Raw genomic sequence first — 17,151 nt, 5'->3', positions numbered from 1 at the left:
CTAGGTGACGTAGGGCCGACACCACCCGTCCCACGGACCTCTCGGGCCCCTCCCGGACCGCCCGAACGAGTGGCCGGGAGACAGGGCCTCTGGTCGCGGATACCCCGGCGAACGGCGTCTGCACGACGGTGGAGGGGGCTCCGTCGGAACCGGAACCCACGGCCGGGGACGGGAGGCGGGGCGGCCGGCCGCCGCCGGAGGCGCCATGGCCGGAACCCGCGGGCCTCGCTAGCCTTCCCGGGGTGATGCGCGGGTGCACAGCGTGGTGCGGCCGCTCCGATCCGCAATCCCCTGCGAAGGTGGAACGTGTGAAGGCTATCCGTCGATTCACCGTGCGCCCCGTCCTCCCGGAATCCCTGCTGCCGCTCACCGACCTCGCGCGCAATCTGCGCTGGTCATGGCATGCCGAGACCCGTGAACTCTTCCAATCCGTCGACCCCGAGGGCTGGCAGGCCGCCGGCGGCGATCCCGTCCGGCTGCTCGGCGCCGTCTCCGCCGCGCGCCTCGCCGAACTGTCCGCGGACCGCCGCTTCCTGCGCCGGCTCGCCGTCGCCGCCGCCGACCTCGACGACTACGTCAACGGCGGGAGGTGGTACCAGAGCCATGAGAGCGGCGCGGAACTGCCCGCCGCCATCGCCTATTTCTCCCCCGAGTTCGGAATCACCGCCGCCCTGCCGCAGTACTCCGGCGGCCTCGGCATCCTCGCCGGGGACCACCTGAAGGCCGCCAGTGACCTCGGCGTCCCGCTCATCGGGGTGGGACTGCTCTACCGGCACGGCTACTTCCGGCAGTCGCTGTCCCGCGACGGCTGGCAGCAGGAGCACTATCCCGTACTCGATCCCAACGAACTCCCGCTCGGCCTGCTCCGCCAGGAGGACGGGACCCCCGCCCGGGTCTCGCTGACCCTGCCCGGCGGCCGCGCCCTGCACGCGCACATCTGGCAGGCCCGCGTCGGGCGGGTGCCGCTGCTGCTCCTGGACTCCGACGTCGAGGACAACGACGCCGTCGCCCGCGAGGTGACCGACCGGCTCTACGGCGGCGGCAGCGACCACCGGCTGCTCCAGGAGATGCTGCTCGGCATCGGCGGTGTCCGCGCCGTCCGGCTGTACTGCGCCCTCAGCGGCCACCCCGCCCCCGAGGTCTTCCACACCAACGAGGGCCACGCCGGCTTCCTCGGGCTCGAACGCATAAGGGAACTGGAACGGGAGCAGGGGCTCGGCTTCGACGCCGCCGTCGAGGCGGTGCGCGCCGGGACCGTGTTCACCACGCACACCCCCGTCCCGGCCGGCATCGACCGCTTCGAGCGGGCCCTGGTCGCCCGGCACTTCGGGGACGGCGGGGAACTGCCCGGCGTACCCGTCGAGCGGATCCTGGAGCTCGGCGCCGAGACCTATCCCGGAGGCGACCCCGGGGTCTTCAACATGGCCGTGATGGGACTGCGGCTGGCCCAGCGGGCCAACGGGGTGTCCACCCTGCACGGCGCGGTCAGCCGGGAGATGTTCGCCGGCCTGTGGCCCGGCTTCGACCCGGCCGAACTGCCGATCACCTCGGTCACCAACGGGGTGCACGCCCCGACCTGGGTGGCCCCCGAGGTGGTCCGGCTCGGCGTCCGCCAGATCGGCGCGGGCCGCACCGAGGACGCCCTGTCGGTCGGCGGCTCCCACCGCTGGGACGCGGTCGCCGAGATCCCCGACCAGGACGTGTGGGACCTGCGGCGGGTGCTCCGGGAGCAGCTGGTGCAGGAGGTACGGGACCGGCTGCGGGCCTCGTGGCTCCAGCGCGGGGCCGCCGCCGCCGAACTGGGCTGGGTGGACTCCGTGCTCGACCCCGACGTGCTGACCATCGGCTTCGCCCGGCGCGTGCCCTCGTACAAGCGGCTGACGCTGATGCTGCGCGACCCGGACCGGCTGCGCAGGCTGCTGCTGGACCCGGACCGGCCGGTGCAGATCGTGGTCGCGGGCAAGGCGCATCCGGCCGACGACGGCGGGAAGCGGCTCGTGCAGGAACTGGTGCGGTTCGCGGACGACCCGCGGGTGCGCCACCGGATCGTCTTCCTGCCCGACTACGGCATGGCCATGGCGCAGAAGCTCTACCCGGGCTGCGACGTCTGGCTCAACAATCCGCTGCGGCCGCTGGAGGCCTGCGGGACGAGCGGGATGAAGGCCGCGCTGAACGGCTGCCTCAACCTGTCCGTGCTGGACGGCTGGTGGGACGAGTGGTTCGAGCCGGACTTCGGCTGGGCCATCCCGACCGCCGACGGGCTCGGCGCGGACGAGGACCGGCGCGACCACCTGGAGGCGAGCGCCCTCTACGAGCTGATCGAGGGCCGGGTCGCACCCCGCTTCTACGACCGGGCCGGGCGCACCGGGCTCCCGGTGCGGTGGATCGAGATGGTCCGGCGCACGCTCGTCTCGCTCGGGCCGAAGGTGATCGCGGGCCGGATGGTGCGCGAGTACGTGGAGCGGCTCTACACGCCGGCCGCGCTCGCCCACCGGGCCCTGGACGCCGGGGCCGCACGCGACCTCGCATGGTGGAAGGGGCGGGTCCGGGCGGCCTGGCCGCGGGTCTCCGTCGAGCACGTGGAGGCGCTGGCCGCGGCTCCCGTGAACGGCACCGCCGAGCTCGGGGCCACCCTCACCCTGCGGGTGCAGGTGTCGCTGGACGCCCTCGCACCCGAGGACGTGGAGGTCCAGGCCTTCGCCGGCCGGGTGGACGCGCAGGACGTGATCCGGGACGGGCGGACCTTCCCGCTCAAGCCGGCCGCGGGGCCCGACCTGGAGGGGCGCTGGCTGTACGAGGGCCCGCTCGCCCTCGACCGTACGGGGCCCTTCGGCTACACGGTCCGGATCCTGCCGGCGCACCCGCTGCTGGCGACCCCGGCCGAACTGGGCCTGGTCGCGGCCCCGGTGGACACGGACGCGGGAGGCGGCGTACTGCTGCGGTAGGCGCCGTGGCGGTACCGGTTCGTCGCCGTACCGGTTCGTCGCCGTACCGGTTCGTCGCGGTACCGGTTCAGGGGGCGGGCGGCGGATCCACCAGCCGCTCGCCCTCCACGAGCATCCCGGCCCGTTTGACGCTGCGCAGGGCCGGGATCACCTCCACCTGCCCCACGCCGTCCACCGCGCCGATCCGCTCGGTCAGGTACGTGTAGAGCGCGTCGGTGTCCCGGCACACGACCACCGCCATCAGGGAGGCCGCCCCGGTCACGGCCGCCGCGAACGGCACCTCGCGGTGGCTCGCCAGCGCGGCCCCCACCTCCGCCAGCCGGGCCGGCGGGACGGTCAGCACCATCGTCGCCTCGGCCTCGTAGCCGAAGAGCGAGGGGACGAACTCCACGTCGAAGAAGAGCGCCCCGAGATCGCGCATCCGTTCCACCTTCCGACGGGCGGTCGACTCCGACAGTCCGGTGGCGCGGGCCAGTTCCGGATACCCGGCGCGGCCGTCCCGGCCCAGCACCGAGAGCAGCGCGAACTCCGTCTCGTCCAGGGCGTACCGGTCCGGCCCGGGCGGGGCCGCGGGCCGTTCCAGGGCCGCGATCTGATCCGGGCGCAGCGCGTCCACGCCCGCCCACGAGTCGGGCCCGCCGAAGAACTTCCGCAGGATGGTGTGGGCGCTGATGCCGGTCACCCGGCGGGTGCGCGGCAGCTTCTCCAGCAGCAGGGTGTCCCGGTCCCTGCGGGTACGGGCCCGCGTCATGCAGTGGACCTCCGTGCCGCCCGAGTTCAGGGTCACCCACGCGATGTCCGGGCGGCGGGCGAGCGCCTCGGCCACCGGGAGCGCCGCGTCCGGGGCGCACTGCACCCGCAGCCAGGACTCGAACAGGCCGACGCGGCTGCCCTGCGGCAGCCCGACCACCCGGACCAGACCGGTGGCCCGCAGCCGCCGGTAGCGGCGTACGACGGTCTGGTCGGAGACCTCCAGCACCTCCGCGAGCCGGCTGAAGGAGGCCCGGCCGTCGATCACGAGGGCGTGCACCAGGGACTGGTCGAGTGCGTCCAGCTGCGTGTCGTTCATGGTTTCCATCATGGCAGGGGCCCTGATGACGGAAATCCGGCAGGAGCGGGCTGCTGGATGGGGGAAGGGTGGAGGGCGGTGGGATCTTGGGCTCACCGCGGACCCGCCCGCGCCCCGCCCCTCCGCAACCCGAGGAGAACTCCCATGCGCAAATGGCTGCCCCTGACGGCCGTCTGCCTCGGGGCTTTCATGCTCCTGGTCGACGTCACGATCGTGACCGTCGCCCTGCCCGACATGTCCGCCGACATGCACACCGGCTTCGCCGGCCTCCAGTGGGTGATGGACGTCTACGCCCTCGCGCTGGCCGCCCTGCTGCTGGGAGCGGGTTCGCTCGCCGACCGGATCGGCCGGCGCCGCGTCTACCTCATCGGGCTCGGGCTCTTCGCCGCCGCCTCGCTCGCCTGCGGGCTGGCCACCGGCCCGGCCGAGCTGATCGCCTTCCGCGCCGTCCAGGGCATCGGCGGAGCCGCCATGTTCGCCACCACCATGGCCCTGCTCAGCGCCTCGTACCAGGGTCGCGACCGCGGGGTGGCCTTCGGCGTCTGGGGCGCGGTCAACGGCGCCGCCGCCGCGGCCGGGCCGATCATCGGCGGGCTGCTCACCGAGAACTTCGGCTGGCGCTGGATCTTCTTCATCAACCTGCCCGTCAGCGCGCTCGCCGTGTACGTCACCCTCAAGGCGGTGGCCGAGTCCCGCAACCCGCACGCCGGACGCCTCGACCTGCCCGGTATGGCCACCTTCACCGCGGGCGCCGCGGCCGTCACGTACGCCGTGATCCGCGTGGGCGAGAACGGCTGGGGCTCGCCCACCACCCTCGGCCTGCTCGGGCTGGGCGTCGCCGCCTTCGCCGCCTTCGTCCTCGTCGAACTGCGCTCCACCCACCCGATGCTGGACCTCTCGCTCTTCCGCAGCCGCACCTTCGTCGCCGTCATGGCCGCCGGACTGCTGCTGTCGGGCGCCGCGTTCTCGTACCTCATGTACGTCTCCCTCTGGCTGCAGTCCGCCGAGGGGATGAGCCCCGTCGGCGCGGGCCTGGTGCTGCTGCCGCTCAGCGCGGCCGGCTTCGTCGTCGCCGCGGTGGCCGGACGGCTGCTGCACGCGGTCCCGCCCCGGCTGACCATCGGCGGCGGACTGCTGCTGATCGGCGTCGGCGCGCTGCTCCAGGCCTGGATGCTCGACGCCGGGGACGGCTGGACCGCCCTGGTGCCCGGGCTGCTCGTGACCGGCGTGGGGGTGGGCGCCGCGACCCCGGCGCTGGCCGCCACCGCGATGGGGGCCGTGGCCCCGGCCCGGGCGGGCATGGCGGGCGGCGCCCTGAACACCGCGCGCCAGCTGGGCACCGCCCTCGGCATCGCCGTGCTCGGCGCGGTCTTCCACGCGGGGCTGCGCTCCGGGCTCGGTGAGGGCGGCCGGGGGCTGGCGGAGCCGCTGGCCTCCGGTGGCGCCGGTCAGGTGCTCGCCGAAGCCCCCGCGGGCGCGGCCCGCGAGGCGCTGACCGGGCTGGTGGAGGCCGCCTTCGCGAGCGGTCTGCGCGAGACGTTCCTGGTCTCGGCCGCGATGGGGCTGGCCGGTGCGCTGGCGGTCTTCCTCCTGCTCCGCGGTGGGACGCCGGCCGCCGCCGCTCCGCTCCCGCGGCCCCGCACGGAGCCCGCCGGGGCTCAGGACCCGGCGGGGGCACCGGCCGTACGGAACTGAGGCCGTACGGAGCCGAGAACGTACGGAGGGACCATGCGGATGGACCTCACGCCTGGGACCTCACGGGTGAACCTTCGAACAAACTGGGCATGCCGAATCGTTTCAGCGACCTCCTCCGCTCCTACGCTGCCCGCGGATGCCACCGGACCCGGCATCCGCGGACCCGAGGAACGGATTCCCCCCCCATGCGTCTTCGCACCACCGCCGCCGTGCTCGTCGGCGCTCTCGCGCTCGTCCTGCCCACCGCCGGCCCCTCGCTGGCCGACGACCACGGTGACCGCGCTCTCGGCACGCTGAACTACCGGTACGTCAACGACGACGACGTCGAGGAGAACGGCCAGATCAGGCCTGCGGACAACCAGACCTGCTACGTGCTGACGCGCACCTCCCGGGACAGGCCGGCGGTCGCGGTCCAGAACAACACGAGGTCGCGCGCCCATCTCTTCGACAACCGCAGCTGCTCCGGCGAGGAGGTGGCGACGCTGAGGCCGGACGGGCGGGTGAACCGGGTGCGGGTCGTCTCGGTCTACTTCACGCCGGTGAACGGGAACGACGACGGCCGCGGCGACTGGAACAACGGCGGCGACCAGGGTCGTGGCGACCAGGGCCGTGGCGACCAGGGTCGCGACGACCAGGCCGGCGACGACCAGGCCCGTGAGGACCAGGGTCGTGGTGACCAGGGCCGTGACGACGAGGCTCGTGAGGACCAGGCCCGTGAGGACCAGGGCCGCGGTGACCAGGGTCGGGACGACCAGGGTCGGGACGACCAGGCCCGTGAGGACCAGGCCCGTGAGGACCAGGGTCGTGGTGACCAGGGTCGTGGTGACCAGGGTCGTGGCGACCAGGCCCGTGAGGACCAGGCCCGTGAGGACCAGGGTCGCGGTGACCAGGCCCGCGACGACGAGGAAGAGGAGGAGGACCTCCTCGAGCGGGTCTTCCGCGCCCTCGGCTGACCTGTCGGCCCGCTGACCCCGAAGCGGCCCGGCGCCCACGCGGCGGCCGGGCCGCTTCCGCGTCAGGCAGCCCCCTCCACGGGACCGGCACCCGCCTGGCCGCCGGCGAGCCGGAACGGCAGCCCGAGCGCCGCCATTTCGGCGAGATCCGGGTGGTCGCGCGGACCGTGGACCGGCTCGCCGCCCCGCCGAGCCGCATCGGCCCGCGCGGCGGGCCCATGGGACAGGGCCGCCCGGGGAGGTCTTCTCCCGGGCGGCCCCGTGTCTATCTGTTCAGCTCCTGCTCACGCCGGACCGAGGGGTCAGAAGGTGAGCTTCCAGCTGTTGATGTAGCCGGTGTCCAGGCTGGCAGCGTCCCTGACGCGGAGCTTCCAGGTGCCGTTGGCGACCTCGGAGGAGGCGTTCACGGTGAAGGACTGGACGATGTTGTCCGCGCTGCCGCCGGTGCGGTTGCGCAGGTTGTACACGCTGCCGTCGGGGGCGACCAGGTCGACGACCAGGTCACCGACGTAGGTGTGGACGATGTTCACGTCCACCTTCAGCGTGCTCGGGGCGTTGCCCGAGCGGGTCACCGCGAGCGGGGACTCGACCGTGGCGTTGTCCGCGATCTGGTAGTCGTTCGTGTTCTCGAAGACGTTCTGCTGGGCGGTGCCGACCGTCCAGGTGAAGGACGCCGTCCCGGTCTTGCTCTGCGAGTCGGTCACCGTGACGGTCACGTTGGACGTGCCCGCGGTGGTGGCCGTGCCCGAGATCAGGCCGGTGGAGGAGTTGATCGACAGGCCGGCCGGCAGGCCGGTCGCCGCGTAGCTCAGCGCACCCGGGTTGGTGCTGGTGGCCTGGACCTGCAGGCTGACAGCGGTGTTGATCTGGGTGGTCTGGTTCGGGATCGCCGTGACCGAGACACCGCTGGGCGCGGGGCGCGATCCGACGGCGATGGCCGCCCAGGCGTGGGCCACGTTGTTGTACGTCGCCGAGCCGGCGCCGTACAGGTCGGCCGCCGCCTGCAGGGTGGCCGTACGGGCCGCCGCGTAGTTGGTGTTCGACTTGAACAGACCGGTGGTCAGCGCGCGGAACCAGATCTTCGAGGCGGCGTCACGGCCGATCGCGGTGACGGGCAGGCCGTCGGCGGTCGGCGAGTCGTAGCTCACGCCGTTGACGACCTTGGCGCCCGAGCCCTCGGAGGCCAGGTAGTACCAGTGGTTGGCCGGGCCCGAGGAGTAGTGGACGTCGATGCCGCCGAGGCCCGAGTACCAGGAGTCCTTGGAGGAGCCGTCCTTGCTCGGCTTGTCCATGTAGCGCAGCGGGGTGCCGTCGCCGTTGATGTCGATCTTCTCGCCGACCAGATAGTCGCCGACGTCCTGCGGGTTGTTGGCGTAGAACTCGACCGCCGCCGCCATGATGTCGGAGGTCGCCTCGTTCAGACCGCCGGGCTCACCGCTGTAGGTCATGTTGCCGGTGACCGAGGTCAGACCGTGGGTCATCTCGTGCGCCGCCACGTCGGTGGAGGTGAGGGGCTTGTTGTTGCCCTCGCCGTCGCCGTACGTCATGCAGAAGCAGGAGTCGCTCCAGAACGCGTTGACGTAGGCGTTGCCGTAGTGGACCCGGCTGTACGGGGCCACGCCGTCGTTGCGCAGGCCGTTGCGGCCGTGCACGTTCTTGTAGTAGTCCCACGTGACCGCGGCGCCGTAGTGGGCGTCACCGCCGGCCGTCTCCAGGTTGGAGGGCAGGCCGTTGCCCCAGATGTCGTCCGGGCCGGAGAAGAGCGTGCCGGTGCCGGAGCCGGTGCCACGGTTGAGGTTGTACGTCTTGTGGCTGCCGCGCGCGGCGTCGGTCAGGTTCCAGGTGCTGCCCGACTGGGTGGTCCCGAGGGTCACCTGGCCGCTGTACATGGTGTTGCCGGTGCCGGTCTCGATGGCCTGCCACTCGGTGATCTTGGCGCCGGTCCTGGCGTCGGTCACCACGTGCAGCTCGTTCGGCGTGCCGTCGTGCTGGAGACCGCCGACGACGGTCTCGAACGCGAGCACCGGAGCGCCCTCGGCCGCCCAGATCACCTTGCGGGCGTTCTTGGAGGCCTTGGCGTCCTTCGAGCCCTCGGCGTTGGCGGCGGAGACCGCCTGGCTCTCCGCGGCCGACGGGGCGACCGAGGCCTCGGTGGTCGCGACCTTGATCTCGTGGTTGGTCGCCTTGGTCACGCTCTTGGTGACACCGCCCTTGGCGTGAACGGTGAGGTCACCGCCGAGCACGGGGAGGCCGTCGTAGGTGCGCTCGTACGTCGTGTGCGTGGTGCCGTCCGCATCCTGGACGACATCGCGGACGACGAGCTTCTCACCACTGCCGAGGCCGAGGGCCTTGGCAGCCTGCGCGGTGGTCGAGTTGGCCTCGGCGAGGAGCGTCGCACGCTCCGAAGCGCTGAGTACGCGGTTGGCCGCGCCCGGATTGGGCTGGGCGGCCTTGGGTGCCTGGGACGCGGTGGCGTCGGCGGTCGCGGTGCCGGTCTGTATGCCTACGGCGAGCAGGGCTGCCGCGGCAACAAGCGCGCCGGCTGCGGTGGCACGCCTCTGGGGGGTGGACCTCAACGCAGACTCCTTCTGCAAGGGGGGTTCCGGATGGCTGGGTGGGCCTCCGGGCAGAACAGGGCTGGTGCGATGAACGGTCGAAGATTGCCACTTGCGGCTCTAGATGTCAGGGCCGCGTCAAAAGGTTGGCCGGAAACGGTTCGTTGTCCGAAGATACGTATCCGGTATTCGGACCATTCACCTTTGTGTGCCTGGAAGGGCGTCCGGCATCCGGAACGGCTGATACCGGTTGCTAACACTTGCGCAACAAGAGGCTGCGTTGACCCAAACGGCATTTACCGTACGGGTGTTTGTCGTACTGTTTCCCGGTGCGGCAGATGTCCGTTGCCAGGGGAAGCCATGGACACCCGCCACTGTCATAGACCACGTGCCAGGGGGGCCCATGAGGCATGTCCATTTTCCTGCGCAAAGAGTGGCCGGGGCGGCCCATGAGTCCGTGGGCTCCGTCCGGCGCCACGGGGACAAGGCCCGCTGGTACCGCCCGGCCGCCGTCGCCGCCGACTTCTTCGGCGCCGCCGTTCCCGTAGGGCTCGTCTTCGATGCCGCACAGCAGGTCCGCCCCCTCTACTGCGCCCTCGCCGCCGCCGTGGCGTGGACCGGGGTGCAGGCGCTGCGCCGGCGGTACACGGCCCGCGCGCTCGGGGAATCGCGCGGAGTGCTGCCCGTCGTCCACGACTGGCTGATTCTCATCGGCGTGCTGGCCGTGGCCCGCGTGGTGACCGAAGAGGCCACCCCCCGCCTGTCCGCTCTCGGCGCCCTGCTGCCGGCCCTCCTCATCACCGTCGCCTGCCACAAACTGACCTATCGCCACCTCTCGGCGGCCCGCCGCGAGGCCCAGGCCGTCAGCCGGGTCCTGGTCGTCGGCGAGCCCGACGCGGCCGAGGACGTCATCGCGCACCTCGCCGCCCGCACCGACCACCCGTACGTGGTCGTCGGCGTGGTCCCGGTCGGCTCCGGCGCGCTCTCCAGCGGGGTGCCCGTGGCGGCCCGGCTCGACGAGGGCATGCCCGAGGCCCCGGCAGGCGACTCCGCCGCCGTGCTCGGCGCCGTTGCCAGCCACCACGCCGACCTGGTACTGGTGGCCCCCGGCGTGCGGATCACGGGGGAGCGGCTGCGCCGCGTCGCCTGGGCCCTGCACGACGCCGGGCTGGAACTGGCGGTCTTCCCGGGGCTGGTGGAGGTCTCCGTCAAGCGGCTGGAGACCCTGTCCGCGGGCGGGCTCGCCGTGCTGAGGGTCGCGCCGCCGGTCAGCCGCGGGATGCAGACGCTGCTCAAGTCGGCCCTGGACCGGGTGGGGGCCGCGGCCGGACTGCTGCTGCTCGCGCCGGTCCTCCTCGGGATCGTGCTGGCCATCCGCCTCGGCTCGCGCGGCCCGGCCTTCTACCGGCAGCAGCGCATCGGCCGCGACGGAGTCCCCTTCGTCATGTGGAAGTTCCGCACGATGGTCATGGATGCCGACGCCCGCAAGGCCGAGCTGTCCGGGGCGAACGAGAACGACGGCCTGATGTTCAAGATGCGCCGCGACCCCCGGGTGACCCGGGTGGGCCGGCTGCTGCGCCGCACCTCGCTGGACGAACTCCCGCAGCTGGTGAACGTACTGACCGGCCACATGTCGCTGGTCGGCCCGCGCCCGCCGCTGCCGGAGGAGGTGGCCCAGTACGACGAGGTCGAACTGCGCCGGCTCACCGTGCGGCCCGGGATGACGGGGCTGTGGCAGATCAGCGGGCGATCCGACCTGTCCTGGGACGAAACCATCCAGCTTGACCTGCAATACGTCGACAACTGGTCCTTCACCAGCGATGTCGACGTGATGGGCCGTACGCTCCGCGCCGTCGTCGACGGACGCGGAGCCTACTGAGGCACCGGAGCACCGAGGCCGCCTGTGCGATCAGCTCTGCTCGCGCCACCACTTGTACGTGGCGGCGATCCCGTCCCGCAGCGGGACGGCGGGCTTCCAGCCGAGCGAGGTCAGGCGGCCGACGTCCAGCAGCTTGCGCGGGGTCCCGTCCGGCTTGGACGTGTCCCAGGCGAGGCGGCCGCGGAAGCCCGTCACCTCGGCGACGGTCTCCGCCAGCTCCTTGATGGTCAGGTCCTCGCCGCAGCCGATGTTGACGGGCTCGTCGCCGTCGTAGCCGCCGAGCAGCACGGCGCAGGCGGCGGCCAGGTCGTCCACGTGCAGGAACTCCCGCCGCGGGGTGCCCGAGCCCCACAGGGTGACCTCCTCGCGGCCCTCGGCGGCGGCCTCGTGGAACCGCCGGATGAGGGCGGGCAGCACGTGCGAGGTCTCCAGGTCGAAGTTGTCGCCCGGGCCGTAGAGGTTCGTCGGCATCGCCGAGATGTACGAGGCCCCGTACTGCTTGCGGTACGACTGGACCTGCACGATGCCGGCGATCTTCGCGAGGGCGTAGGCCTCGTTGGTCGGCTCCAGCGGGCCGGTCAGCAGGGCGTCCTCGCGGATGGGCTGCGGGGCCAGCTTCGGGTAGATGCAGGACGAACCGAGGAACAGCAGCCGGCCCACCCCGGCGGCGTGCGCGCCGCCGATCACGCTGAGCTGGATCTGGAGGTTCTCCTCCAGGAACTGCACCGGGTACCTGCTGTTGGCCATGATCCCGCCGACCTTGGCGGCGGCCAGCACGACGGCGTCCGGGCGGACGTCCTTCAGGTACGCACCCGTGGCGGCGGCGTCGCGCAGGTCGAGGTCGGCGCGGCCCCGGGTGAGCACCTCGTGGCCGTCGGCGGTCAGCCGCCGGGCGACCGCGGACCCCACGAGGCCGCGGTGGCCCGCGACGAAGACGCGGGCGTTCGGGGGCAGGAGCGGCTGCGAACTTGTCATACCGCCGATGATGCCAGTCCGCTCCCGCGGGGGTCGCAGTGGTCCGGCCCCCGGGCCCGGGCCCGCCGCCCCGCTCCCGCCCCGGCCCTGGTGGCGGGGGTGTGTGGGCCGTGTGCGAAGGGCGTGGAGGAATCCGCCGCAAAGGCGGCTGGACCGGGCGTGTACGGTACGCATCCAGTCCCCCGGGACCTCGAACGGGTGGGGGCGCCCCGCTCGTCACAACTGACCGAAACCATCCCCAGGGGGACCGCATGGGCAAGACCGCACTGATCACCGGCGTCACGGGGCAGGACGGCTCGTACCTCGCCGAGCTCCTGCTCTCCAAGGGCTACACGGTGCACGGGCTCGTTCGGCGGTCCTCCAGCTTCAACACGGAGCGGGTCGACCACATCTACCAGGACCCGCAGACCGCCAACCGGTCCTTCGTCCTGCACCACGCCGACCTCTCCGACGGCGTCGCGCTCGTGAACCTGCTCCGCGACATACGCCCCGACGAGGTCTACAACCTCGGCGCCCAGTCCCACGTCCGCGTCTCCTTCGACGCCCCGCTCTACACGGGCGACGTGACCGGCCTCGGCGCGCTGCGGCTGCTGGAGGCCATCCGGGCCAGCGGCGTCGACACCCGCATCTACCAGGCCTCGTCCTCGGAGATGTTCGGGGCGACCCCGCCCCCGCAGAACGAGGGCACCCCGTTCCACCCGCGCAGCCCGTACGGCGCCGCGAAGGTCTTCGCGTACTGGACCACGGTGAACTACCGCGAGGCGTACGACATGTTCGCCGTCAACGGGATCCTCTTCAACCACGAGTCCCCGCGCCGCGGCGAGACCTTCGTGACCCGCAAGATCACCCGCGCGGTCGCCCGCATCAAGGCCGGCCTCCAGGACCACCTCTACCTCGGCAACCTGGACGCGGTGCGCGACTGGGGCTACGCCCCCGAGTACGTGGACGCCATGTGGCGGATGCTCCAGCAGGACGAGCCCACCGACTACGTCGTCGCCACCGGCGTGGCCGCGACCGTCCGCGAGTTCGTCGAGTCCTCCTTCACGCACGCCGGTCTCGACTGGACCGAGCACGTGCGCTACGACCCCAAGTACGAGCGCCCCAGCGAGGTCGACGCCCTCATCGGCGACGCCTCGAAGGCCCATGACCTGCTTGGCTGGAAGCCGTCGGTCCTGGTGGCGGAGCTGGCGCAGATCATGGTGGACGCCGATATCCGGCAGGTCGAGGACCAACTGGCGGGCGTGACGGTCCGTATCGACCGCTGAGGCCTTATATTTCCCCTACGATTTGCCGTGTCCCGGTCATTCGCGCACTTCCCTGCGGGTATGACCGGTTCAAACCTGTCATATGTCCGTTGTGCACCCTCAATGCTGAACCGTTGATTCCAAGTTGGTATGCAATGGGTCAAGAGGGGTGACCAGGCCCTCGCGTGAGCCCTAGTCTGCGCCCGTACATATGGCTGTTCGGATAGTTCCAGCCATCAAACCGGGCGATTGCCCTGGGGGGCTCATGCGTAGATCCAGAGGGCTGACTGCTGCCCTCGTCCTGTCACTGGCCGGTGCCGGCACCGGCATAGGCCTGGTGCTGATGCCTCAGGCGTCCGCCATCACGCCGCCGGTGGCATTCACCGCCGACGAGCTGCCCACCTGGCAGCCGGACGGCATCGTCTTTGCGATGGCCCAGGCGAACGGCACCGTCTTCGCCGGCGGTACCTTCTCGGCGGTCCGTCCGCCCGAGGGCGCCGCGGGCGCCGAGCAGGAGGCCGTGAACTTCGTCGCGCTCGACGCCGCGACGGGCAAGCCCACCTCCTGCAAGCTCGCCTTCACCATCGGCGACGGCACGGCGACCGTGCGCACCCTGGTCGTCTCCAAGGACAAGAAGACCCTGTACGCGGGCGGCTACTTCGGCGCCGTCAACGGCACCCCGGTCTCCAGCCTCGCGGCGATCGACATCGAGAGCTGCACCCCCAAGGCATCGTTCCACCCCGGCTTCCCCGCCACCGTGCGCGGGCTCGCCGTCACCGACGACACCCTGTACGCGGCCGGCGACTTCAACGCCGTCGACGGTCAGACCCGTGAGCGGTTCGCCGCCGTGGACGCCGGCACCGGTGCGCTCAAGCCTTTCGTCGCCAACGTCGACGAGCCGGGCCGCGCCGTCGAGGTCACCCCCGACGGCAAGAACGTGCTGCTGGGCGGCGACTTCTTCACGGTCAACGGCTCCAACAGCCACGCCCTCGCCGTGGTCAACGCCACCACCGGCGCGGTCACCAAGACCTACACCAACATTCCGTCGAACTCGGTCGTCAAGGACATCTCCACCGACGACACCGGCTTCTACACGGGCCACGAGGGCTCCGGCGGCGGCGTCTTCGACGGCCGCATCGGCCTGCGGCTGAGCGACTTCACCGAGAAGTGGCGCGACCGCTGCCTCGGCGCCACCCAGTTCGTCCTGCCGTACCAGGGAGTGCTCTACAGCTCCTCGCACGCGCACGACTGCTCCACCGAGCTGGAGTTCCCCGACGGCAAGCGGAACTTCCTGCTGGCCCAGCCGACCAACCACGACGGCGCCGCCCCCGCGCCCGTGGACGGATTCGTGCGCGGCCCGGGCAAGCTCGGCTGGCACCCCACCGCCAACGACGGCCTCGGCGAGGGCATCGGCCCGCGCGTCATGGCCGTCGCGGACAAGAACGACGTCAAGTACCTGTGGGTCGGCGGTGAGTTCACCCTCATCAACGGCAAGGCGCAGCAGGGCCTGACCCGCTTCGCCTCCACCGGCGACATCGGCGCCCCGACCACCCCGGTGGCCAGCGCCGCGAGCGTCAAGCCCGGCGAGGCCCAGGTCCGCTGGCGCACCAGCTACGACGCGGACGACAGCAAGCTGACGTACCGCATCTACCGCAACGGTTCGGCCACCCCGGCCGCGACGGTCACCGCCGGCTCGCTGGAGTGGGAGCGCCCGCAGGCCTCCTGGAACGACACCACGGTCAAGGCCGGCCAGACGTACACCTACCGCGTGACCGCGACCGACGACGCGGGCAACACCAGCGCCCTGTCGGCCGTCGCCACGGTGACGATCCCGACCACGGTCCAGACGTACCCGAACCAGGTCCGCCAGGACGGCGCCAACCTGTACTGGCGCTACGACGACGCCGTCAGCCCGTACGTGGCCGACTCCTCCAACGGTGGCAACACCAGCGGTGTCCAGTTCAACGCCCCGGCCCTGCGCCAGACGCCCGGCGCGGTCTCCGGCGCCAGCACGGCGATGGGCTTCAACGGAACCAGCCAGCTGGTGCACGGCGACCGCCGTCAGTCGGTCGGCAACACGTTCACCGTCGAGACCTGGTTCAAGACGAACACCACGCGCGGCGGCAAGCTGATCGGCTTCGGCAACAACACCACGCGCAGCAGCGGCTCGAACGACCGGCACATCTACATGACCAACACCGGTCGCCTGGTCTTCGGTGTCTACAACGGCTCGGCGCGGACCGTCTCCACGGGTCTGTTCGAGACGTACAACGACAACAAGTGGCACCACGTGGTCGGCACCCAGGGCCCCGGCGGCATCACGCTGTACGTCGACGGCCAGAACAAGGGCTCGCTGAACGCCACCAGCAACAGCACCTACGCGGGCTACTGGCACGCCGGCGGTGACAACCTCTCCGGTTGGCCGACCCGCCCGACGAGCAACTTCTTCGCCGGTCAGCTCGACGAGACGGCCGTCTACCCGACGGCGCTCACCCAGGCCCAGGTCAAGAACCACTTCGACCTGGCCAAGGCGCCCACCGACTCGGTCTCCGCGGTCAAGGCGACCGAGGACACCTACATCAACCAGGGTGCCCCGAGCACGGCCTACGGCACGTCCACCTCGCTCGCGGTGCGCGGCACCTCGGCGTACGAGACGTACCTGCGCTTCAACCTGCCGGCCGCCCCGGCCGGCCAGGTCCTGAAGTCCGCCTCGCTGCAGATCAAGACCTCCACGCAGGCGGGCGCCGGCACCGCCGACACCGTCTCCGTGGTCCCGGTCACCGGCACCTGGAGCGGCGCGGGCACCACCTTCAACACCAAGCCCACCCTCGGCACCACCCCGCTCGGCACCATCGCGGGCGTGCCGGACGGCTCGGCGGTCCACAGCGTCGAGCTGGACACCGCCGCGGTCTCCGCGGTGCTGGGCGGCGGCTACAGCCTGGGCCTGACGAGCACGGGCACCGACCCGCTGTGGATCTGGTCCTCGGAGTCCACGGCTGCGGAGGGCACTCCGCAGCTCGTCCTGACCTTCGGCGCGAAGTAGCGACCACCCAGGCAACCGCCTGACGGTGTGCGGGGCCCGGCTCTACCGGCCGGGCCCCGCTCGCCTGTCCCACCCCTGTAAGTAGTACGGGAGCCATCCGATGTACCGACGCTCCGCGGCGGCCGCTGTCCTGCTGACCGCCGCCCTGACCCTGACCGCCTGCAGTTCCGGCGGTGACGACTCCGAGGCGAAGGTGAAGCCCCCGGCGTCGTCGGCGGCCCCCGATCCCGCGGACGCCCCGGCCACGGCGGAGCCCGCGGCCGACGCGAAGCCGACGGGCCCGGTCCTGCCCGACACGAAGCTCACCCCGAAGACGGGCAGCTTCACGGCGCAGGAGAAGAAGTACCTGAGCGGCCGGGTCCCGGAGAAGATGGACCCGGCGGCCGTCCTGCAGACCGGCCAGGAGGCCTGTCAGCGGGTGGCGCGCACCGCGAAGCACGACAAGGACGCGGCGACCGGGGCCGTCATCACCGGGGAGATCCCCGGCGCCAAGGACGCGATCACGTACCTGTGCCCGGATCAGAAGCCGATCCTCGCCGCGGCGGAGAAGGGCTTCGCCGAGGGCCCGAAGCAGTCGCCCGCGGCCGGCGCCTACCGGGCGCTGACCCAGGCCACGAACTGCACCTGGGAGGCCAAGGGCAAGGACGGCTCCGTCCTCGCCTCGGGCCCCGAGGCCCCGCTCAAGGCGGGCGACAAGATCACGGCGACGATCCCGGCGGGCACGACGGAGTTCAACTCCTCGGGCTGCTACGCCTGGATCCCCGCGTAACACCGCGGCACGCCGCCGGCGTAC

10 protein-coding genes are annotated in these 17,151 nt (G+C 71.9%); 7 read left to right on the top strand and 3 right to left on the bottom strand.

Annotated elements, in window-relative coordinates:
- Positions 1 to 308 precede the first annotated feature (308 nt).
- Positions 309 to 2,945 (top strand): alpha-glucan family phosphorylase, encoded by a 2,637-nt coding sequence (gene glgP / locus ACFYZ4_RS20045; protein ID WP_351296501.1) that lies wholly within the window; start codon positions 309 to 311, stop codon positions 2,943 to 2,945.
- A 67-nt stretch (positions 2,946 to 3,012) separates the two neighbouring features.
- Here glgP and ACFYZ4_RS20040 read toward each other — a convergent pair whose 3' ends face one another.
- Complete coding sequence (locus tag ACFYZ4_RS20040) at positions 3,013 to 4,014, bottom strand: AsnC family transcriptional regulator (protein WP_351296504.1); 1,002 nt, start codon at positions 4,012 to 4,014, stop codon at positions 3,013 to 3,015.
- Positions 4,015 to 4,158: 144 nt separating this feature from the next.
- Between ACFYZ4_RS20040 and ACFYZ4_RS20035 the strand changes: the two genes are divergently transcribed.
- Positions 4,159 to 5,709: a DHA2 family efflux MFS transporter permease subunit gene (locus ACFYZ4_RS20035; RefSeq protein ID WP_390784474.1), complete on the top strand. Its 1,551-nt coding sequence runs from the start codon at positions 4,159 to 4,161 to the stop codon at positions 5,707 to 5,709.
- Positions 5,710 to 5,894: 185 nt separating this feature from the next.
- On the top strand, positions 5,895 to 6,662 hold the full coding sequence (locus ACFYZ4_RS20030; RefSeq protein ID WP_390784473.1) for a hypothetical protein: 768 nt from the start codon (positions 5,895 to 5,897) through the stop codon (positions 6,660 to 6,662).
- Positions 6,663 to 6,964: 302 nt separating this feature from the next.
- Here the strand turns inward: ACFYZ4_RS20030 and ACFYZ4_RS20025 are convergent, their stop codons facing one another.
- Positions 6,965 to 9,238: a M4 family metallopeptidase gene (locus tag ACFYZ4_RS20025; protein WP_351296513.1), complete on the bottom strand. Its 2,274-nt coding sequence runs from the start codon at positions 9,236 to 9,238 to the stop codon at positions 6,965 to 6,967.
- Positions 9,239 to 9,620: 382 nt separating this feature from the next.
- Here ACFYZ4_RS20025 and ACFYZ4_RS20020 point away from each other — a divergent pair, with 382 nt between their 5' ends.
- On the top strand, positions 9,621 to 11,096 hold the full coding sequence (locus tag ACFYZ4_RS20020; RefSeq protein WP_351296516.1) for a sugar transferase: 1,476 nt from the start codon (positions 9,621 to 9,623) through the stop codon (positions 11,094 to 11,096).
- Positions 11,097 to 11,126: 30 nt separating this feature from the next.
- Here the strand turns inward: ACFYZ4_RS20020 and ACFYZ4_RS20015 are convergent, their stop codons facing one another.
- Complete coding sequence (locus tag ACFYZ4_RS20015) at positions 11,127 to 12,071, bottom strand: GDP-L-fucose synthase (protein WP_351296519.1); 945 nt, start codon at positions 12,069 to 12,071, stop codon at positions 11,127 to 11,129.
- 251 nt (positions 12,072 to 12,322) lie between these two features.
- Here ACFYZ4_RS20015 and gmd point away from each other — a divergent pair, with 251 nt between their 5' ends.
- From gmd to ACFYZ4_RS20000, 3 genes are all read left to right on the top strand, one after another.
- Positions 12,323 to 13,336: a GDP-mannose 4,6-dehydratase gene (gmd, locus tag ACFYZ4_RS20010; RefSeq protein ID WP_351296522.1), complete on the top strand. Its 1,014-nt coding sequence runs from the start codon at positions 12,323 to 12,325 to the stop codon at positions 13,334 to 13,336.
- 244 nt (positions 13,337 to 13,580) lie between these two features.
- Complete coding sequence (locus ACFYZ4_RS20005) at positions 13,581 to 16,358, top strand: DNRLRE domain-containing protein (RefSeq protein ID WP_390784472.1); 2,778 nt, start codon at positions 13,581 to 13,583, stop codon at positions 16,356 to 16,358.
- Between the two features lie 100 nt (positions 16,359 to 16,458).
- Positions 16,459 to 17,127, top strand: coding sequence for a hypothetical protein (locus tag ACFYZ4_RS20000; protein WP_384347055.1), 669 nt, complete (start codon positions 16,459 to 16,461; stop codon positions 17,125 to 17,127).
- Positions 17,128 to 17,151 lie beyond the last annotated feature (24 nt).

This window comes from Streptomyces sp. NPDC001513 (assembly GCF_042894695.1).
Lineage (GTDB): Bacteria > Actinomycetota > Actinomycetes > Streptomycetales > Streptomycetaceae > Streptomyces.
The sequence above is the reverse complement of the archived record's forward strand: the minus strand, read 5'-3'. Positions and strand labels throughout refer to the sequence as shown.